The organism is Indolivaga macrotermitis (assembly GCF_900128985.1).
Taxonomy (GTDB): domain Bacteria; phylum Bacteroidota; class Bacteroidia; order Bacteroidales; family Dysgonomonadaceae; genus Dysgonomonas_A; species Dysgonomonas_A macrotermitis.
On sequence record NZ_FQUC01000001.1, the window covers coordinates 740,930 to 760,887 of the forward strand.

General features: G+C 35.6%; 31 protein-coding genes. All 31 read right to left on the reverse strand.

The window, feature by feature from the left end:
• Positions 1–43: 43 nt before the first annotated feature.
• The 31 genes from BUC12_RS03060 to BUC12_RS03210 all read right to left on the reverse strand — a co-directional run bounded on the left by BUC12_RS03060 (position 44) and on the right by BUC12_RS03210 (position 19,885).
• A complete protein-coding gene (locus BUC12_RS03060; protein ID WP_062175705.1) occupies positions 44–655 on the reverse strand; it encodes a hypothetical protein in 612 nt (203 codons plus the stop codon).
• A gap of 167 nt (positions 656–822) precedes the next feature.
• On the reverse strand, positions 823–1,227 hold the full coding sequence (locus BUC12_RS03065) for a type II toxin-antitoxin system HicB family antitoxin (RefSeq protein WP_062175707.1): 405 nt from the start codon (positions 1,225–1,227) through the stop codon (positions 823–825).
• 44 nt (positions 1,228–1,271) lie between these two features.
• Positions 1,272–1,457: a type II toxin-antitoxin system HicA family toxin gene (locus BUC12_RS03070; RefSeq protein ID WP_062175709.1), complete on the reverse strand. Its 186-nt coding sequence runs from the start codon at positions 1,455–1,457 to the stop codon at positions 1,272–1,274.
• A 535-nt stretch (positions 1,458–1,992) separates the two neighbouring features.
• Entirely contained in the window at positions 1,993–3,645 is a 1,653-nt protein-coding gene (locus BUC12_RS03075; RefSeq protein WP_062175711.1) for a hypothetical protein, read from the reverse strand.
• Positions 3,638–4,243: a hypothetical protein gene (locus tag BUC12_RS03080; RefSeq protein WP_062175713.1), complete on the reverse strand. Its 606-nt coding sequence runs from the start codon at positions 4,241–4,243 to the stop codon at positions 3,638–3,640. Before BUC12_RS03080 ends, BUC12_RS03075 begins: the two co-directional genes overlap by 8 nt.
• A gap of 68 nt (positions 4,244–4,311) precedes the next feature.
• Positions 4,312–5,124, reverse strand: a complete 813-nt coding sequence (locus BUC12_RS03085) for a hypothetical protein (protein WP_062175715.1) — start codon at positions 5,122–5,124, stop codon at positions 4,312–4,314.
• A gap of 131 nt (positions 5,125–5,255) precedes the next feature.
• Positions 5,256–5,861: a hypothetical protein gene (locus tag BUC12_RS03090; protein ID WP_062175717.1), complete on the reverse strand. Its 606-nt coding sequence runs from the start codon at positions 5,859–5,861 to the stop codon at positions 5,256–5,258.
• Positions 5,862–5,871: 10 nt separating this feature from the next.
• Entirely contained in the window at positions 5,872–6,831 is a 960-nt protein-coding gene (locus tag BUC12_RS03095) for a hypothetical protein (RefSeq protein WP_062175719.1), read from the reverse strand.
• Positions 6,832–6,849: 18 nt separating this feature from the next.
• Positions 6,850–7,908 carry a Clp protease ClpP gene (locus tag BUC12_RS03100; protein ID WP_062175721.1) on the reverse strand — a complete coding sequence of 353 codons (1,059 nt, stop codon included), beginning with the start codon at positions 7,906–7,908 and terminating at the stop codon, positions 6,850–6,852.
• 360 nt (positions 7,909–8,268) lie between these two features.
• On the reverse strand, positions 8,269–8,727 hold the full coding sequence (locus BUC12_RS03105; protein WP_062175723.1) for a hypothetical protein: 459 nt from the start codon (positions 8,725–8,727) through the stop codon (positions 8,269–8,271).
• Between the two features lie 97 nt (positions 8,728–8,824).
• Positions 8,825–9,313 (reverse strand): hypothetical protein, encoded by a 489-nt coding sequence (locus BUC12_RS03110; RefSeq protein ID WP_062175725.1) that lies wholly within the window; start codon positions 9,311–9,313, stop codon positions 8,825–8,827.
• A 489-nt stretch (positions 9,314–9,802) separates the two neighbouring features.
• Positions 9,803–10,645: a DNA adenine methylase gene (locus tag BUC12_RS03115; protein ID WP_062175727.1), complete on the reverse strand. Its 843-nt coding sequence runs from the start codon at positions 10,643–10,645 to the stop codon at positions 9,803–9,805.
• Between the two features lie 2 nt (positions 10,646–10,647).
• Positions 10,648–11,889: a VapE domain-containing protein gene (locus BUC12_RS03120; protein ID WP_062175729.1), complete on the reverse strand. Its 1,242-nt coding sequence runs from the start codon at positions 11,887–11,889 to the stop codon at positions 10,648–10,650.
• Positions 11,890–12,080: 191 nt separating this feature from the next.
• Positions 12,081–12,749, reverse strand: coding sequence for a hypothetical protein (locus BUC12_RS03125; RefSeq protein WP_062175731.1), 669 nt, complete (start codon positions 12,747–12,749; stop codon positions 12,081–12,083).
• 5 nt (positions 12,750–12,754) lie between these two features.
• The gene (locus tag BUC12_RS03130) at positions 12,755–13,213 is read right to left on the reverse strand and encodes a hypothetical protein (RefSeq protein ID WP_062175732.1); all 459 of its coding nucleotides are present in this window, start codon (positions 13,211–13,213) and stop codon (positions 12,755–12,757) included.
• A gap of 6 nt (positions 13,214–13,219) precedes the next feature.
• Positions 13,220–13,441 (reverse strand): hypothetical protein, encoded by a 222-nt coding sequence (locus BUC12_RS03135; protein ID WP_062175734.1) that lies wholly within the window; start codon positions 13,439–13,441, stop codon positions 13,220–13,222.
• A gap of 4 nt (positions 13,442–13,445) precedes the next feature.
• The gene (locus BUC12_RS03140) at positions 13,446–13,688 is read right to left on the reverse strand and encodes a hypothetical protein (protein ID WP_139261990.1); all 243 of its coding nucleotides are present in this window, start codon (positions 13,686–13,688) and stop codon (positions 13,446–13,448) included.
• 14 nt (positions 13,689–13,702) lie between these two features.
• Positions 13,703–14,713, reverse strand: coding sequence for a tyrosine-type recombinase/integrase (locus BUC12_RS03145; protein WP_062175738.1), 1,011 nt, complete (start codon positions 14,711–14,713; stop codon positions 13,703–13,705).
• Positions 14,714–14,720: 7 nt separating this feature from the next.
• Positions 14,721–15,326: an N-6 DNA methylase gene (locus BUC12_RS03150; protein WP_062175740.1), complete on the reverse strand. Its 606-nt coding sequence runs from the start codon at positions 15,324–15,326 to the stop codon at positions 14,721–14,723.
• Complete coding sequence (locus BUC12_RS03155) at positions 15,323–15,577, reverse strand: hypothetical protein (protein ID WP_062175743.1); 255 nt, start codon at positions 15,575–15,577, stop codon at positions 15,323–15,325. The genes BUC12_RS03150 and BUC12_RS03155 overlap by 4 nt, the downstream gene beginning before the upstream one ends.
• Entirely contained in the window at positions 15,564–15,980 is a 417-nt protein-coding gene (locus BUC12_RS03160; protein WP_062175746.1) for a hypothetical protein, read from the reverse strand. Before BUC12_RS03160 ends, BUC12_RS03155 begins: the two co-directional genes overlap by 14 nt.
• Positions 15,981–16,018: 38 nt before the next feature.
• Positions 16,019–16,276 carry a hypothetical protein gene (locus tag BUC12_RS03165; protein ID WP_139261991.1) on the reverse strand — a complete coding sequence of 86 codons (258 nt, stop codon included), beginning with the start codon at positions 16,274–16,276 and terminating at the stop codon, positions 16,019–16,021.
• Between the two features lie 15 nt (positions 16,277–16,291).
• Complete coding sequence (locus BUC12_RS03170; RefSeq protein ID WP_062175750.1) at positions 16,292–16,585, reverse strand: hypothetical protein; 294 nt, start codon at positions 16,583–16,585, stop codon at positions 16,292–16,294.
• A 13-nt stretch (positions 16,586–16,598) separates the two neighbouring features.
• Entirely contained in the window at positions 16,599–16,925 is a 327-nt protein-coding gene (locus tag BUC12_RS03175; RefSeq protein WP_062175752.1) for a hypothetical protein, read from the reverse strand.
• Positions 16,922–17,956: a phosphoadenosine phosphosulfate reductase domain-containing protein gene (locus tag BUC12_RS03180; RefSeq protein WP_062175754.1), complete on the reverse strand. Its 1,035-nt coding sequence runs from the start codon at positions 17,954–17,956 to the stop codon at positions 16,922–16,924. The genes BUC12_RS03175 and BUC12_RS03180 overlap by 4 nt, the downstream gene beginning before the upstream one ends.
• Before the next feature lie 24 nt (positions 17,957–17,980).
• The gene (locus tag BUC12_RS03185) at positions 17,981–18,178 is read right to left on the reverse strand and encodes a hypothetical protein (RefSeq protein ID WP_062175756.1); all 198 of its coding nucleotides are present in this window, start codon (positions 18,176–18,178) and stop codon (positions 17,981–17,983) included.
• Positions 18,179–18,186: 8 nt separating this feature from the next.
• The gene (locus tag BUC12_RS03190; RefSeq protein WP_062175758.1) at positions 18,187–18,519 is read right to left on the reverse strand and encodes a DUF2528 family protein; all 333 of its coding nucleotides are present in this window, start codon (positions 18,517–18,519) and stop codon (positions 18,187–18,189) included.
• A 10-nt stretch (positions 18,520–18,529) separates the two neighbouring features.
• A complete protein-coding gene (locus BUC12_RS03195; protein WP_062175760.1) occupies positions 18,530–18,769 on the reverse strand; it encodes a hypothetical protein in 240 nt (79 codons plus the stop codon).
• A 17-nt stretch (positions 18,770–18,786) separates the two neighbouring features.
• The gene (locus BUC12_RS03200) at positions 18,787–19,278 is read right to left on the reverse strand and encodes a hypothetical protein (protein ID WP_062175762.1); all 492 of its coding nucleotides are present in this window, start codon (positions 19,276–19,278) and stop codon (positions 18,787–18,789) included.
• A complete protein-coding gene (locus BUC12_RS03205) occupies positions 19,275–19,649 on the reverse strand; it encodes a hypothetical protein (protein ID WP_062175764.1) in 375 nt (124 codons plus the stop codon). The genes BUC12_RS03200 and BUC12_RS03205 overlap by 4 nt, the downstream gene beginning before the upstream one ends.
• A 17-nt stretch (positions 19,650–19,666) precedes the next feature.
• A complete protein-coding gene (locus tag BUC12_RS03210; protein ID WP_062175766.1) occupies positions 19,667–19,885 on the reverse strand; it encodes a hypothetical protein in 219 nt (72 codons plus the stop codon).
• Positions 19,886–19,958: the final 73 nt, after the last annotated feature.

Consider the following 19,958-nt stretch of genomic DNA (forward strand, 5'->3'; position numbering starts at 1 on the left):
AATTCTAGGTATTTAAATATAAAAAGTGAAAGAGACTTATTTATTAATCAGGCATATTCTCTATAATATATAAACCGTCTTCAAATTTAAGAACCTGTTTGCTATTTTGTTTAGGCATAACTATATTAACATTCTTGGTTATTTCATTCTTGAAATGTTTAAAATTATCATTAAAATACCATTCAATCAATAGCTTTTCCCTTTGCCTAACAAGCTTAAGTTTATTATTATATATGGGATATCCATCCTTCAAATTTCCTTTAAATAAGATGGTATATTTCGAATTCTCGACAGGCATCTGTAATGCTGCAATTTTATATTCAATCTTATTATCATCAAATTTTAATACCACTTCATAAATTGCATATGCCGGTTTATCATTACCCGGTTTCTGTATAGTAATAAAGTTTGTATCATCAATTCTGAAAGCAAGCGTCTTATTTTTAGTGTATTGAACAATATCCTGTCTTTCATTTATCAAATATCGGTATGTAACATCATATAACAAATCCTTTGTACTGTTAGGTATAGTTATAGCGACAGATTCAATGTTTTCATCAAATTCAGACCGTAGTCCATCCGGAGTAACCATAAACTGGGCATGTCCAGAAACAAAGAATATATAAGCTATAAATAATAAGAATATTCTTTTCATCGGTATTATGTTGTTTGTAAATAATTTGCTCCTGCAAATATATAGAAAAGTCAAAAAAACTATACATATTCCAGATAAGATATATAATAAAACAAAAAAAGGCGAGGAAAAACTTCCTCGCCGATGGTGTAAACAAATATCTTTGATCACTCAAAGTAAAATAAAAATCACTTAAATTCGACAGCCAGTAATTCTTTACCTAACTCATGTACGGCATCTTTTATTTTATTAGTTTGTTCCTCAGATGCAAAAGCCAGTTTATTTTTATATTGGCGTACTAACGATTCGTTGATACCTGCTTTGGCTGCTATCTTGGATATCTTGATACAGTCAAAATCTTCAAAGAATGAAGGAATATCGTATTTAAAAACAAATTCCGGATTATCCAGTTCATCAGGTACGGCGTTCCCTTCATCCGTATAAATACTAACCAATAGCTGCAACGCTTCGTACATATCGGATTTTGCAGCTTCAACGGTTTTACCCATTCCTGTAAGTCCGTGATCTATCAGGTTAGTTACATATATACCGTAACCGTCTTTTCCTTTTTCGATGATAGCTATCAGTTTCATAACTAAAATTATTATAATGTATATTTTGCAAACAAATGGCAGGTCTATTTCAGACCTGCGCTCTTTTCGATGCTTCTTTGAGTACCGATAGGGACTTCCTCGCTCATGTGTCTGCTTACAGGAAACTTTTTATCAGTTATCGGACTGTAATAGATATCATGATTGGCTCCGTTCCTAGTTACGTAACAACCGATACGCTCGATTCTACGTCTTAGTTCAGATACTTTCATAATTCAAAGAACATTTGTTTACAATACAAATATAACGTTTTTGTTATAAATACGCAAGTTTTTTTATAACATTTTTGTTATAAAAGTAAATGTTCTATTTAAAATACATATAAAAAGGAATATCCTTTTTAAATCGCTTTATATTAAGCCATTACCATAACAAAAGCTTAAATAATGTTTAACTTTATTTCGTTTTTCCGATTAATAATCAGTTATTTAGCTAGTTATTAACACTTTTTGTGCTTCTATTTTTGAAAAAATCAGAAGTTAAACGAAGTTGACCCCGACCTCGCCCTGTCGCGTCTTTGTAATTACCAGGGCGGTAATCGACCTTATATGGCAAAGTGTTAAAATATGTAAATATTTGTAAATGTTAAAATTTGTGTGAATTTTAACATTTGAACGGTTGTATGGCATGCTTATATATACCACTATGATAGGATATTAGATGTGTATTTATACCTCCTAATACGGGTAAAAAAAGGACGGTAATGAGCTGTCATTACCGCCGGATGGTATAGAGTAGGAGATAGGGCTATCTGCCTCCCATATGTGAGCCTGTGAATATTCCGGATGAATTGTAAGGAAACTTATTCATACCGATAACAAGAGTATCATAAGCGTCTGTTCCATCAGTGCGATACTCTAACTTATCTTCTTCCGATTCAGCCAGCTTTTCGCCCGATTTATCCTTCTTGAAACCTTCTGAACCGTTACGTGTCCCTGTGTTCTCAAGTGCTACAATCAATTCCTCGTTATTCTCTTCATTGATACGGGGTGTTAATCCTCCTTCAACCTGTCCTTTCAGTAGACGATTTATTAATAGGTGTTTCTCTATATGTTTCATAGGTTGACCGATGTAAATTAACTCAACCGTCCAACCGTTCTGATTGAAACGCATTTCGGCAACCGATTTAAAGTCTTCGTCATTCACAGCATAGTTAGATCCTAATGCTGTCGAATCGTAATAGAATACTACTGTCTTTTTCATGTGATGCCTGTAATAATAACAGAAATCATCTATAACCTCGGGTAGTTTTCTTTCATACTTGACATAAAAGCTTTTAAGGACGTTTATCCATATTCCCTCAGGTTGACCTGCAACTATCCAGTTAATGTTAGAATTGTAGTCCATTGCCACGCATATAGGCTCTAAGGGTTGTATATCCCCGTCCTGTAGTGAACTGTTGTCCTGAATTGCTTTCAAGTTGTATTCCAGGTCTTGGAGATAGCTATTGTTATTTCTGGTGTAATAATGTATTTTGCTGTTTAGCGCCGCATAGAACCCGTCTCTTAACGTCCCTAACCTCTTACATAAGATGGAGGTTTGAAACACGATAGGGGGCAAATCACGCTTCATTTGCTTGATATAATTTTCACCCAGGATTAACAGGTTTTCGATACTAGACCATTCCCCGTAATATACAGCTGCACGTCTGAATTTGGATAGTGATTTTGATAAGTATTTGTAATAAGATGTTAGGTATTTAGGTATCGGCTGTTCTTTCTTCTTATACTCCTGTATCTTGTTCCTGATCTCCCATAGTTTGTAAATAATGCCGTGTATGGTATCAATCAGTTCCAGATCCATTTTCTCTTTATAGTTTAAAAACCATGAACCCTTTTTGGATGTGGGCATATCGGATATGATTAACATTCCGTGATGATATGGAATGTGTCCGAAATGGGATTTAATGCCACCATTAGCAGGAAAGGTTTCATCTTTCAATTTTTCGAAATCTAAGAACTTAGCTTCATCGCAAAGCAGCCAATCAAGGGTTAATGAATTAGAGGAACCTGTAATGTCCTGAGAGATGAAATACTGGATAGAGCCATTATACCAATATATTACATGTTCGTAATTAGCCGGCTCAATAATAGGTTTGGCGAATCCCAGGCTTTTAGGCGGTTTGCGTCCTATCACATAATGCAGATCGCGTTTAAAACCAAAAGAGTTAAGCGCATTGAGTGTACCTGGTAATGTGTTGGTTAATCCCCGTTTATAAGAAGGAAAAACGAAAGCACCCGATGAACGGGGCATCTTTTGTGCGTTACGTTGCACATAAGGGCCTGCAACGCCGTGCGTTTTCCCAATACGCCGCCCGGCTACAAAAACAGTAGTATGAGCACCGGTGTACATAACCAACTGTTGGGGTGGGTTAAAGTATATTTTCTTACGGTTACTCATAATCTTTCGTATTCTCTAATAAACTGGGATTAATGCCGATGTCTTCATAGTCTACATCTTCAATATCTGTCATATACTTTTGTTTCATGGCTGCTATCTTCTCCTGAATATTGGCTATCGGTTTAATTCCTATTACAGTCGGATCAGATGTAGGCTCATAATTTTGCGGCATAATATCCTCCCATGGAAACTCTAAAGAATCTTCTTTATCGAGTTGGTTATATTTAGCGTACTTGTCACCTGCCATTACTTCAGCTATGGGATTCTTTTTTATCCTGGCAAGTTCGAAAGCTTCAAGAAACATGGCATTAGCCCTGAACCGGTGGAAAGCTTTAGTAGCGTTGTTAAAATCACCCAGAAGTTGTTTTATGATTCTAATGTCCTCATACGCTTCCGACATGGAAATATTGAACATGCTGGTAAGCTTGTCCCTCATTTCCTTGTCTTTCTTTGTAGGATAATCATTCCAGATAGTATAGATCGAGCGTATTCTTTTGATACGTTCGATTATTTGAGGTGGAATACCTATTTTTTTTAAAGTATCCACATCATCGAATAAATGCCGGTGACATATATCTATTGTTTTCTCCTTACGCATGCCTATCAGTTAAATAGGCTTGCATCCGTTGCAAGCCTATATTTTTGAGTATCTGTTTGTTTTTCTTTTCACTTCTCATTTAGCGTAATAGTCAGTCCTAAGTCCTGTAATTCTTTTTCCTGATCAGGGTCGAATGATTCACCGGCAGCTTTCATTAAGTCATACCTGGTTTGCATATTGTTTTTCAGATTCTCGTATCCGGGTATATTACCGGTTGTTTTCAACTCAAGTAGTTTAGCCTTGTTTCTACTGAGGTATGCCCGGTGGCTGGTAACTTCTTTTGCTGACAGTGGTGTGACCGCTGTTTTTTCTGGTTCAAGTTCTTCTACCTTGGCCGTATTACCATCAGGTATAGGAGCAGCGACAGCTGTGTCGTAAATATCCCAGTTCCGGCGAATTGTATCATCATAAGCCGCTAACTGTTTTAAAAACGGATACCTGTCACATGGTCTTTCGTTAGCCATCAGTTTCAATTTCTCATGCGTTGACCTTACTTTGGGGTATAAGTCTTCATTTTCGTTGAAAGCTGCTATTGCAACATCCGGCAGCTGGTCGTGATCTTCCCTTTTACCTTTTGTTTTTTCGAGATAAACAGGCGCAACTTCTTTGTCGAACTTTTCTACCTTATCATCCAATTCTTTAACTTCTTCATCCGTCAATGATTTCAGTTCAGTATAATTCGATTTCGCTTCCAGTAATTCAGCCTGTTTTTGCAATTCGTAAATCAGTTTTTTACGGTATTTTTCAGGATTCCGGGTTATATTCAGGTATAATATCCGGTTTCTGTTCAAACTAAGCAGGAGTTTTGCGCCGGCTTCGATATCGGGCTGATCAGCATTGAGCCATGCCTTTACTTTTTCCAAATACTCAAGGTAATTCATAAAAATGATTATTTATTATTTGTAGACCAAACCTAGTAATTACCGGAAAGCTGCTAAAAGACAAGAGAGGCTTTGCCTATGGCAAAACCTCTCACACCTAATAACTAAAACTAATATCACTTATGAAAATATCACGCACCACTCTCGGGCGCTTCATCGGGAGTTTCGTTTATAATTCCGTCTTCCGTTCTAATTTCCCCTTCATAGAAGGGAGCCGGACATATATCGGGAACCTGTATTGTCAGAGTTGTACCTTTTTCGTCTGTAGCAGCTGCACCTAATGCCGTTGCTACATTTGTTTCGGTTTGATACATCTCATTACCCAATACCCTGTATTTACCGCCTGTTTCCTGCACGATATATACATAATCGTCGTTATTAGCCAGGCGTGCGAATCCGGCGGCATCCTGATCAGTATTCGGAACAACAATAGTAGCCTGATTAAGGTATGTTTTAGAGGGTTTTGTACCCTGTGATTCACTGGTTACAGGTGACCGGCTGATAATAATATCCATACGATTCCAAACGGTCTCAGCTGCCAGGGCAAAGTTACCCTGATAGGTAGCCATTTTACCCATTGTTTCGCCGGCAGCAAGTGTACTGGGAAGCGTGGGCCATGCTAAAATATTACGCCGGGGTGTGAAAAATACTTCACTCCTGATACCAGGAGTATTTATTTGCCCGTCACACCATTCTAATGATGTCGGGCTTGTAGCTGTATCGCATTTTGTTGCCATGGTTTAATATTTAAGCAAGTTTACCAATCATCAATCTTTCGGGCGAAATACTTTCATATTGTGTTCCGAAAAACATAGCTGCAGACAGAGTAAGGTAGAAAGCCGAAAAGCGGTCTACATTAATTAATTCCTTATTCCCCCATTGGTCACAACCAACCAACATATTAGACTGTGTGGTTAATTGGATATATTGAGAACCTTTCTTCGAAGCAAGAGGAACTAATTCACATCTATTGTCTGACCCTTCGAGAAAAGTCTTTTTATACTCGGTATTATAAGGAGTGGCATTTGTGGTGGCTTTATAATCTTCCAGATAGAAGTTATAAATGTTACGTGGGATAAACATTTTTACCTTTTCTTCATCCTGCAATTCATCAGTAGAACTATTGTAAAGTGTTTTCAGCCCATCTACTGAATTGGTGACATCAAGAGGCGTACCGAAAGCAAACAGGTTATTTTTTGCAGCAGATATAGTACCGGCTGCAATTTCTGTCGTTGCTATGGTATCAAAACCATTGAACAACTCTAATGTTGTGGTTCCGGTGTCAACTCTAGATGCGGTGAATAAAGATTTATTCATGTTTTTAGAAATCTGCTTTATCACATACGCAACAACCTGATATGCGATGGGAACCCCTTTCAAAGCTTCACCACTATTTACCATGCTGCCGTATATAGAGCCAATAACTTGGTTTGGGTCAAATTTCTTCACAACATTACCAAAGAATGTTTCGAGAGTACGACCTACGATCTTTACATCGTCGGCATCTTCCCTGTCTGCATTGTAAGGTCCTAGTTCCGCACCACCGGATAATTCACCAACGGTTTCTTTACCCTGAATACCGTACCGAACAGTCATGTGCTGAGTCGATCTTTCGAGTGCTATAATAGGCATCATCAGGAGTTCTTTACGGAACTTCTGAGCCGATTTAGCCAGGTCTTCGGGGCTTACTGTAATTTTAGTTGCCATATATAAAAAGAATTAGAATTAATCAGGAAGATTATCATACATTTTGCGAGCTGATATTGCTGCATTCAGAAACTCGGTGTGTTCATCACCAGTGCCTTCACTGTCATTGTCGGTTTTAGAATTTACCGGATTGGTTGTGTCTCCGGCAGAACCTTTTAGGTTTTTCACCTCGGTTTCGAGTTCTGCTATTTTATTTTCTTTGGTTGTTACCAAAGCTTCTGCATCGTTTTTAGCCTTATTAGCTGTTTCGATGGCAGAATTGATCTTTTCCACATCATCAACAGAAAGGTTTACCTTTTTGTCGATTTCTTCAACACCTTCTTTATTCAGAATAGTATTGATATGAGTAAATTCCTTTCTCATATTAATAATAGGGTTTTGAGGGTTATTATCTGTTTGATTATCTTTTGGCAGGATAGCGTTTTTCAGATCGGCAAAACCATCTTTTATAAGCTGAAAGATGGAATCATCTTTCTCGTTAAATCTTTCAGGAATAGGTAAGCCTATTGTGTTGAAACGGGCTTTCATTTCAACCGAATTGAGTTTGGTGGATTCATGCTTTCCAAATACTTCATCAACAAATCCCCATTCTTTAGCCTCCTGAGAAGTTAGCCATGTTTGCTCTTTCATCAGGTTTAGTATTTCTGTAATACTCTTACCCGATTTGTTAGCATACTTACGAGCTATAACTAAGGTTACTTTTTCATTTTCCTTTTTCTCCTTGGTCAGCTGGTCGATCACTGCCTGGATATCGTCCTCATTCATATATCCCCATTCGTCGACCCAACTCATAGCTTTATGAATCAGATACAGCGAGTCCACATGTGCTCTTACTTTGTTTGCTCCGAGAGTCAGTACGGTAGCAGCCGAGGCGTTGAATGAAAACAGGTCGACAGTGATGTTTCCATGTTCTTCAAACTGAGCCGAAATGTCAAGGGCATGGTTTACATCACCACCTAATGAATTTACACGAGCCGTTACAGGTTTACCTTTGTAATTAGCCAATATGTTTTTGATGGCTTTTTTCGAACCCGTCCAGTCACCTATGTATCCGTCGATGTCTATTGCGTATGCCATATAAAAAAAGTTACATTGAGATTATTTCACAATGCAACTTTACGGATAATATATAGCAGGAAAAAAGACTGTTATTTGCGTTTATTTTTCATAAATTCATACATTTTATATATATCTTTTCTGCTGACAGCTATGTTTTTAGCTGCGTATGCGAGTTCTTTAAATCCGGCTGATAGTTTTATCAGAGTTTCGATACCTGTACTTCTTGTTGCTTCTATAAATTCATTTGTCGCTACTTGTAGTTTATAGGATTATATTGCCTTAGATTGTATAAAAACTCAATATCAGAAAGTGATAATTGTTCAAAATATACTCTAAAGTCTTTGTAGTAAGTTAAATAATAGAAGTCTCTTAATAATTTCAGTTCGTTTTCTGTAAACATATTATATCGAGTATACTAAATATATTTATATATGTGATTTCATATTCGGATATATGAGCCTCGGTAGCGTTTCCTGGATTCGTATGTTTCACGGTAGCTGCCGGAAAGGGAGCCTTATTAATACCTAGCAGGTATTGATAATTCATTATATCCGTCAACAGGTAAACAATATTTTTATTTAGAATAATACTTTCAAGACTGTAAGGATATACCTCTTGATTGCCGGCTCTGAAAATAAGCTTGGTTGTATATATATTCTGATCACTCACCTTTTTCGTTTCATATTCTACAGATGCCAGGCCTTCTATACATATGGGAGAAAATGTTCCGGCTACAGAGATAAAAACGCCCTGAGTTAGTCTTTCACTATGTCCTATCTGTATCTGATCGGGAAAAGCATATTCTATCTTTTTTATCCCTGCTAAAAAGTTACTCATGTTTGATTTATTTATAAGATTATCAATATTTTAGATATTTTCAGCATTTCATTTTTGTGCAAAAATGCCCTGAAAGTCGTAACATATTTATGTTAAATTAACTAAGTTTAACGTTGTTTTCCTCCATGTATTTTTTACGTGCCCTGTAAAATTTCTGACGTATGGTTTCAAAGTTCTTCTGATCGTCGATATTTGTCATTCCATGTTTTTCACAGTATGCTAATATCAGATCACTGAGAACGATATTAGGGTCACATGAGAGTTCGAGAAGTTCAGTACACATATTGTTAACCAGAATGCTTTCGAAATAGTCAATCAGTAATTTCTTAGAACCGGGATACAGGTAATTATAAACCCGTGGGTCTTTCTCTTTCGACCAGGGTATTTCAAGACGGTAGTATGTGGTAATGTCTTCGTCAGAGAGCGAATCAAGTTCTGTGTCCTTTGGATTTTTGTCTAAAAACCGGCGAACTAATTTTGCTTCCGGTGAATTTGAACTTAATCTGATAGGGTCACCCCAATGATGGGTTACATATTGACCTAAATAACGCTCCATTTTCAAATAAATATAAATCTCACTACTCATAGTTTTTGTTATTTTTATTATTTTAAAAATAGTCAATATTTCTCATATTATCAATATGTTACGTGTTAAAAGTAAACAAAAATAGACTTTTGGTAAATAAAATTGTTTGTGTTTTTTTGCTTACTACATACTACAAGGTTTATATTATTTATATTCAGTGTTTTAGTGTGATTATTCTTGTAGTAGGCTTGTTTTGTAGTAACTTGTAGTAGGCTGTAGTAGTTTTATTTTAAATTTTAAAACTACTACAAAGAAAGTGTTTACAGTAAAGGCTTTCAAGCGTTTTTTTATGCTTTGTAGTAAGTAGTAGTTTTGTTTGCATAGAAAGTATTTCATGTAAACAATATTATATATATAAATAAAACTTATTATTTACTATTTAATATATAATATGTATATATACAAAACTCCCCTGCAACCTAAAAGTAGCGAGTCAGAATTTCACTACTAAAGTTACAAGGGAGTGGGGAACGAATTAAGAGCGTGGGACTATTCAGAGAAAAGTAATGTGCTTCTTTTTCGGGGATCGTAATTTGTATATATTATTTCCTGAACTTCACCAGATCTAATATTATTTTTTTTGACCGGGAACTTTATTTTATACCAATCCGAGTATATTTCATCATATAGATCGCTTTCGTAACTGCTTACCATGGCCAGCCCTTCTATATGGTGTAAACGATCAGCTAACCTCCTGTGATCTTCATCGCTGAATTCAAATTTATAATCATGGAATGACTTCCTGACTTCTTTAGGATAGGGTGGGTCACCATAGAAAAAAGCTTTCGGGTGATCAATCCGGTTAATACAGTCTTCAAAGTCCATACTCATAATTTGACATTCAGATCTGAGGACGTGAGCAACTTTATAAAGGTTGTAAATAGCATTGTTCCAACGTGAAACGGTTTCGCCTCCTTGTGAGTTTACGTGTATCTTAGCCATGTGCCAGCCTTTGTTTTTTCGTTGTCCGCCCAATCCGAAAAAGGATTGTTTCACTCTTACATAGAATCTACGGGCTTGTTCTATTTTGTCTGCAGATGGTTCCCAACAGTTATTGTATTCCGTTTCAGAACATGGAGTTAAAAGTAAAAGCTTAACTAAATCATTTTCGTGATTTCTAAGGACCTCAAAAAAGTTGGTGACATCTTCGTTTATCTCATTAATTGTTTTTATCACACGCCCTCTGTAATTGAGCGAAACAACGGCACTACCTCCGAATAGTTCAACCAAATGGGTAAATTTTTCAGGGAAATTAGAATATAAATAATCGAGGTACGTAAACTTACCCCCAAAATAATTGAATGCTATAATCTTACTTGAATCGTGGCTCATAATTATTCGATAAACTTTACGTGATACCCTTTCAAAGGATTTCCATTGCCATCCCGGTATGATACTTTTGAATATCCGAGGGCTGTGAGTGCTGTACCGATTTTATTTACGGTAAAATCGCTTAGATGTTCCCGTTTTACAAGCTTTCTTAACCGGCTATGTATATCGGTAGCATTTAGATTTTCACCTTCTTCTTTCGATTCGGGAACAGTGAGATACATAAGTATGTACTTCATCGCAATAGTTTCTTCCAGGAATCGACGGTTATACGTTTGAAATTCTTCGAAGTCCGATAAACCGAAAATATAATCAAAGTCGGTTTCTTCATATAGGTTTAGAGCTTCCGCCCATAACTGATCAATGTCTACAACTTTCCTGTAGTCGTGGTTAATATCTTCAAGTTCTATTATACCAAACCGTCTGTATCCGTAACTTTCTTTAAGAAAGCCGCCTTTCTCCTGATTTCTGTTCGAAGTGAACGCTGCACATCCGATCCTGTCTTTTTCGGTCGGATATTCTTCGTGCCGGCGTTTATTCAGAATTGCTTTGTCTGACATACATTTTTTGAACTGGTCGATGTTCCGGTTATTAATCCCTTCGAATTCATCAAAATTGATAAGCATATAACGGGTAAAGGCATCTTCCATTTCGAATTTGCGATCATCCCGGCTTGACTTGACGTGATATTCACGAAGGGATTCAGGCATAAAGAACTCGATCAGCCATGTTTTGCCTATACCTTCCCGGCTATGGATAAATCCCAGTGCAACATCATTAGGTATATTACCCATCCAACAGGCGACACAGGCGACAAACCATTTTTTTAGAAGCTTATCGGTTCTCGATCTGTAGTATTCAGGTGTGTTATCGTCAAAGCACCGGGGTATGATATGCTTTGCTAATAAGTCTATCTGGCTTTCTCCTTTAAACTTCTTTCTGAGGTTGTCAAAATAGTCGGTGATAGGATTAAACGGCGTGATATAGTTGGGACTGCGTAATATCTTCCTTAATACTGATTCGCTGACAGAATACCCTTCCGACTTCATGTGTAACCAAATATCATCTGATGATGGAGGAAAATTATACCGGCTTTCATCTTTGCAGCTTATCTTTATTTTGGATGGGTCGTGTGCCGGTATCCGGATATCGTAATGCTCCTGTAAAAATGAAACGATATTTTGTATTTCGTCACTGAATAAATCTTTCTGAGGTTTATTCGTTTCCAACTTATCATATTGTGCCATAAATGATTTAGTCCCTTCCTTTTAGTTATTATCTTATTTCTGATTGCCTGGCAAAACCATGTACGGAACAAAGTCTCTCACATGATTTGGTTTTGGCTGATTCAGGATCGGTGCAATTGTAATAAATAGTTTTCGTTCTCACAGAGACACGTAAACCTTGCTTTTTACACCTGTACACTAAACAGTATATACTATTTTTGGGGTGCGTTTTTGTCTGCTTCATCCAATTCTTTCATTTTATCCATTATCATTTTTGGGAGTTCTAAATCAACCCGGCGGTTATATTCTTCGAACTTCTTTCCATCTTCAAAGCCATCGGCAACGACCCCGGCAAATATCTTATTCTTGAATTCATCTTCATATTGCTTTTTGAGGGCGTCGTATTTTATGGCTATTTTATCAGCTTCTTTGTTTAGAAGACAGTGCCTTTCGTAATTATACATGGAAAAAGAATAGAGTATTTTCTGTGTTTCTAAGGCATTGTAGAACTGAGCATATTTGCCATATTCAGCAAGTGATATTTTTTCATATATTAATTTTAAGTCTGCAATATACAGATGCTTATATTTCTTATATATCATATATCCAACAGCCATCTCTTCCGGCAAACCTTCTTTGATGTTTAAAAATCTCTGAAGTGCACGTATCCAGTCCCGAATATAATATATCCCAGCTTCTCCATCTACCTGATCAGAATATGTAACCTGTATATCTTCTAACGTTACCCTTTTTTTCTGAATAGATTCTTGTATAGTGTTTATATTCGCGAATGTTACCAACAGGTTGCCGGGGTTTACATCAGTCTTGAATTTCTGATAAGTTGGGTATTGTTTTCTTAATTTTTCTTGTGTTGGTGTCATAATGTTCAATATCTTAAATCAGTCCAGTGAATAATTTTTCCGGTATAATTACCGTTAAACCAACGAAAGAAGTCATGAGTAGAATCAAAACCATCATTTCTAGCTAGTTTGACAATCTCAGAAGTACAAAGTATCCTACCATCGACAATAACATTAAAAACCCGAACGAACTCATCTACCCAGCCAGCTTTATGTTTGATTTGTACTCTATGTATCCATCCATGTTTAGAGTCAAATTCATCAATCTCTTTAATTTCTATAGATTGTACTGAAATACAATCTAGTTCATTAAAGCAGTCATAATACTTTGTTCGGGAACCGGTTGTAAGGTGTATTAGTTTTCCAGGTTTCCATCGGTCTGATTTGTCTTCACGGATTGAGTGAACTTTTATTTTATCATCAATTTTGTCGACAAAATCGGTATTTTCACCCCATGGGAATTTTTTACTAAAGTTGAGTATCATAATTAGTTACTTTTCTTCGACAAATACATTTGTCGTATTAATTACTCCGGCACTGTCTTCACTTTTGCCATCCCTGATAAAAAGTTCATCATACATTAAGGCTTCATAACTAACTTTGTGCATGAAAAAACCGTAAGAATGTCCGTTATAATAAATCAGGCATTTAACTACATCAGAGACGCCTTCTATTGGGCCAATTACATCTATTTGCAATGTTTTCTTTTCCATAATACTATTTGATAAAATCTTCTATTTCATATTCTGTATCCATAGCATCATTACTATCTATATTTCTACCTAGCCAATCCCATGCTGTAAGCATTTCTTGATCTTTAGATATATTCATCTTATCATCGGAAAAATTACCTTGTTCTTCTATTTTATTTAATCCATTAAATACTACGTCCGATACTTCGACATTTTCAAGACCTACTCTAAATGTCATTTTTACAGTTAATTCTTTTATTGTTTTCATATTCATAATGTTTTTTATTTAAAAATCTTATTGATAACGGCTCTTTTAGTCTTCATATCCGGATTTACATATACATTCAGAGTGATCGACACATCTGAATGTCCGAGCATTAGACTTGTAGTCTTGATATCTGCCCCAGACTCGATACAATAAGTAGCAAAGGTGTGCCGGATTCCGTGGAATTTAATCCTTGGAATACTGAGCTTATCTAACAGATTATAAAAGTAGTTCCGATACGTACGAGGTTCCGATACGTATTCATTACCAGTTATAACAAATACTTCTTTGTTATTTAATAGTTTATCCACCTTTTTGAATATCTTTATCAAATTAGAAGATAACGGTATATCTCTGTTTGCATTAGCAGTCTTCGGATTTGATATTATGACCATCGAATTACCTCTATTCTTATACTGCCTACCAGGTATTACCATTTCTAAGCCGTCGATATCTGCATATCGTTGCAGTTCATCTTTTGAAAAAGTATCATGGATCTCACCGTCGAAATTAACTCGTTGCATGGTCCTATTCACAGTTACCACACCTTCTTGCAGATTGATATCACTCCATCGAAGACCACATATTTCGCCGATTCGCATACCTGTGTGCATGGCTATAAGTATGCCTAAATTCGGGAAAGAGAAATTATCTTCAAGGTATAATTTCAACTTCTTGAAATCGGGTTTAGCAAGCACTTCTAACTTCTTATTAACATCCTTGACATTTACACGAGGGTATTTAATATAAAATTGCCCTGAATATTCAAATATGCCTTCACGCTTACCATACTTCAATACCATTTGTAAAACAATGAGGGCATCCTTTATTGTTTTCTGGGACATCTTCCCGGTACTGAGCTGTAAGTCTACCCAATCTTGAGCATCCTGGTTTGACACCTGGTTTTTATTGCCAAAATAAGGTAATATCCAGTTCTTCAAGGATAATCTGTAAATCGACAATGTAGATATCTTAATATCAACCGAATGTTCTTTGATCCATAATTCGGATAAGTCTTTAAAATTCATATCAATATTATTTTATGGTTACATCTGTTGCTTTTGCGACAATTTGCATTTTGCCATCAGGATCTTTAACTATTTCGGAAAATTCAAGAGTGTCATCTGTCCTGTTCAACAGAACATACTTCATCTTTATTTCCCGGGTCAAAACATCACCATGGTATACATACCCCATGATACCCCTAATGGATAGATTTAATAGCAGTAATGGGATAGATCGGGGCGATAATTCCCAGCAATAGACCATATGTTTTGATGGTTTATGATCCCATGGGAATGTATATTTGCAGCATCTATTCCACCAGTCGGCGATGATCATACCGCCATTACCGGCAGTCGGTTCATGAATACAGCCTTCAGGATTACCTGTAAGAAGGGAAGCCAGGCGTCCGACCTGATTAGGCGTGAAGTCTTGTTTGCCTTGCCGGCGCTGCGCTAATTCCAACTCGTATATCTCCTGAAACCAGTCATATGACATGTCTTTGTTATTCAGTAATATTAGTTCTCTAAATATCACATCTCTGACCTTTATATCTCCTTCCAGCAGCTTTGTGACAACATCAGGAAGATCGTTGATATCCTCTATGGAGAATAGGTTGCATAGCTGATCTTTAGTCATACTGGATCGTTTTTTTCTGTCAAACCGAAATTCTGGGGTATCTCTTTGAATGATAGCGATCCATTCGATACTAGTTTCAAGGCATCAATAGTAACTTTAGCACTCCCCACTATTTGAGTTGATATGCCTATTATAGCATCTGCCCGCCTGGCTTCCATCTCTATTTTCTCCGGAGTCATATCTTCGTCGTTCAATCGCTCCAGGGCCATGAACAGATGATCATTGAGGTCTGATAGCTTATTCTTTGCCATTTCTTAATGATTTAAGTTTTCTTTTTATTTTTACCTGCAGCCTTTTCGTCTCCACTATTTCGGGTATCGATTCTATATCTGCATTAGTGAGATTGTTTCTTGTTCTCAACAATTCCCGGACATAACAATTTTGCAGATTTTTCCGATGTCGTATTTTGGCATCAGTTCTCCAGCGCTTTACTTTCTCCCTATTTTCCGGATTAGCTTGATAAGCCTTAGCGTATATCTTTTTTTCTTCAATATTATTTTGGTAATGCCTTTTTGCACGGATAAGAGAGGAGCTTTTGCCACAAGGTTTGCAATAGTTACTTATCCTGTTTTTTGCCCGGGATTTGCTGTAGTAGCTATAGTATTCAGTTATATTCTTTGTCTGGAGACAAATAGGACATCGTTTGGTTTCCATAAATCATATAATTTCATTACGTAAATTTGCGGTTTGGGTTACTTGTATTGTTTTTTCCAATCGGGAAAAGCATCACTGGGATTTACTTCTATGCCAAAATCCGCTATTCTATTGATTAAATCATCAGATAAGGTTTCATTTGGTTTAATAAATTCATATCCACTACAAGGTTGATTTTTCGCTTCCAAAGCTCTAATGTCTGAATAAGGTTTACCGACAGAAGTATAATCAGCTAAAACAACAATTTTGCTTATCTGACCTTTCGTGTAAAATATTCTTGTTTCTAAAATATTCATATTTGTATCTATCATTTATATTTCATTAATAATTCCTTTTCGTAACAAATATCTAAGTGTGTCATATATCATATTAAAGTCCAGATCTTGGATAGTATCACAGATATAATCACTCGAAAATGAATCAATGGGCATATCTCCTTTAATTACAGATATTACATCTTGGTAGAATTTCGGAGTATCATTAAATTCTCTCAGTGTTTCAAAATCAACACAGAATCCCCAAATACGAGTGGCAATATGTCTCAACTCAGATTTACTTGGTTCTCTATTAAATCTCAATTGTTTAGATTTTGTCATTGTATCCATTATTTATCTTTATTTATAGTTTCATTTCTTTTCGCAAACGATCAACTTCGGAGTTGAATGCTATCTCAAATTCTTGTTTAGGAATTTCTACCCAATCAGCCGGATCATCCATACATGCTATATGCATTTCTTTATAAGTAACTATATATCCGAATGGACGAAAAGTATCTTTGCTTATAAAATCTATAAACATGTACTTATCTTTAGTGAATTTATTCTGGTAGTATTTACCAACTTTTGGCTTTAGATTTTCATATTTTGCAGCATTACGTGCAGCGACAAGTTCTCTTATTTCAGCCTGCTTTTTCTTTATATTGGTATCTAATTCTTCTACTGTCATATTTTCATATCCATTTTATATAATGGGTTAACATCAATCATACAATCCAAGGCATAGTCTATTACTTCCTGTGACGTCCATCTAAATACAGGTCTTAAAACATCGGTTGCGTATTTTTTACAATATGCTAAAACCTCTTTTCGTCTATATGTATGATATTTGGGGTCTTCTTTTCCTTTCGCCAACCTAGATTTTAAATGATCGATTTTTTCTTGAATAGCTATTATTTTATCATCTTTTGAACCTTCAATCTCATCATCTGGGAATAATTCCAATTGATGATCTATATTAGATTTTAAACCGTCAATGTATTTTTCTAGCTTTTCAAGTCTTGATGTATTAGTTTCTATTGGCTCTAAGTAATATTTGAAATAATTACATTGAGACTCCATTTTTGACCGGTTCTCACTTTCTGAGGCTCTGATTCCTTGAACTACTATAAAATCATCCCTTACTTCATCCAGTATATAATCTATCATCGGGATAGATTTTAATTCAGATGTGCAAAAGCGTCTTTGTGAGGATGGGAACCGTCCTTTTTTTTCTGCTAAATCAATAAGACCGTCATATTTTTTTGATTTCAAGAATATGAATTTATGCCCGGTCTTTTCTTCTAAATATTTGATATAAGAATATGTTAAGTCTGATTCCCAATTAGTGTCACAAAATACTATATCTGCATTTTTATACCCATTGTTTTTCATCCATAACAAAGCGGCTACACTATCTTTTCCTCCGGAACATGTTATTAATAGTTTCATATTTTTAAATAAGGTGCATTGAACTCCTTTAATTTCAAGTAATTCTATTTTGTTTTCCGGATTGTTGATGTCTGTTAAGGTATCTTCGTATATGGTAAACCAGAATCCACTTGAATACTGTTTTTCGTGCGGACAATCAACTAAGTCCGCTTTGATGTGTACATGTGGTTTTGTCTCATAATCTTTGTACACTGATCTAATCTGATATATCCGGTTTTCGTGTCCTTTCCATAAGGCTCTGAATTTTATGCCTGCTTTTAGTGGTATCATAATCAGTTATATTTGGAAGTGTTTTTATTCTTTAAAAGCTTCCATCAGATGAATAGCATATTCTTTCATAACACGTATACTTATAAGAGTAAACGGACTGAAAAATATCGCGATTAAAAGTCCGATAACTTTACTTATCAGTATAAGTAATTCCATCAATAAGGTTAAACCGATAACGAATAAAACCTTTACAAGTATCCAAACTGTACTCAAATATTTCATGGCTTATTTTAATCTATGGTTAATTGTGATTCGTCAAATTCATAGCCTGTTACTTCCTTGAGAGTAATGCCGATACTACCGTCCAGACGTCCAAATCCTTCATTGTTGTTGAAAGCGTCTATAACTCCGAACTCATTATAATTATTGAAGGTTGCTTGTTTTATGGCTTCCAGTGCATATTTTTTCATAACTTCATCTACCGGATCTGCATCTTTATCGTAATTCCAACAGAAAAAGGTTAAAGTTTCATTTGCTAGTTCAGCTGTGAAAATGTCTGTATCTACTTCAAATGAAACTGTTGCTTCTCCGAAGCCATATTCATAATTATATCGTTTTATCATGACTGCTGATTTAAATAATGTCTCTTACTATATGTATGTCTTCTCCTATAAATAATGTCGTAATCATTCCGTTTTCAAATTCAACGATTGCTGCAGGTCTAGAATAGCCGGTAACGCCCTGACCACATCCAAGATCATCGAGCTCAGTCTTAAATCCTATGCAAACAATCGTAACTGTATATGTTGCATTTATCTTAAAGAGTTGAAATCCTTTTTCGACTTGTCTTGTAAACCTTATTTCCTTTTTCATTATATTCCTGTTTTATTTTAAAAATCGACGGCATTAACTGTTGAATCAAAAGATGAATTATCTTGTGTTTCAGTTTTAGCCGGTTCTTCTCCCTGAATTTGTTTTTCAGTTGGTTTAAAAATTGATTTATATCCATTAGCCATAAAGAACTCAAGCATTTCAATAGCTTGCTTTTCGTCTTTATTCGCTAACTTAACTAGCCTACGAAGTATCATGGCTTCATGTCGGGAACCTAAATATGATTTATGGGATTCAGAAAGATAATCTTTATAAAATACCCATATTTCAGCGAACTCAGGTGATTCAAATGGTATTTTTATAGGTATTGGTTTTACGGGCTCAACTAATTTGTCGAATTCGTTATGCAATACAATTAAACGATTCCATTTTTCCTGTATGATCTTTTTAGCCTTGTCATATTTTTTCTCAGACATACATTCAAAAAGATCACCAATGACTTTATGTGTTTCACCTATTGATTTAGAGAGGTTGTCCCACTGTTGTTTCATAAATCAAATTTCTTACATAAGTCAAAAAGGATATCGGTTAACTTTTCGTAATCGAAAAAGTTAAGAGGCTCTGCTATGATTTGCTGTTTTGTATTGCTACCCTCGATAACACTGATTATTTTAGATGAATTCAATTCGTCTAACATCGAGGGCTTTATGTAAAAGTTACAATACAGGATTATACGTGTTGGTTTAGGCACAGGCTCAAATGATTTTTCTGTATATAACCGGATGGCTTCCAATACTTCGGGTTTATCCAGTTCTTTTCTAAAAACCAATTTATCTTCTGAAATTGGAACAAAAGAAATTGTATTTCCTTTTTGTGTAGACCCTATCGTAAATGGTGAATCTTCTGCTTTTTTGAAATTCATAAGTGTAATTGTTTTAGTTAATTATTTGGTGATTTGTCGCTTTCTACTTTAGTTATTTCTTGTTCGATATGTTCCCGTTCAAGTTTTTTAAAATTGTTTGCATTAATTTTTTGATACCACGAAGGATATCCATATTCAAACTTTGCCAAAAAACGATCTCTGATAGCTACTCGATCATTTACGGACAAAGATTCCATCCGTTGTTTGATTGTTAAAGTTTCTTTTTCTTTGCTCATAATATATTTTTTAAACTTATATTTAGACTGCAAGGTATATTTAATTAGACTAAAAGTCAATAAATTTAGACTT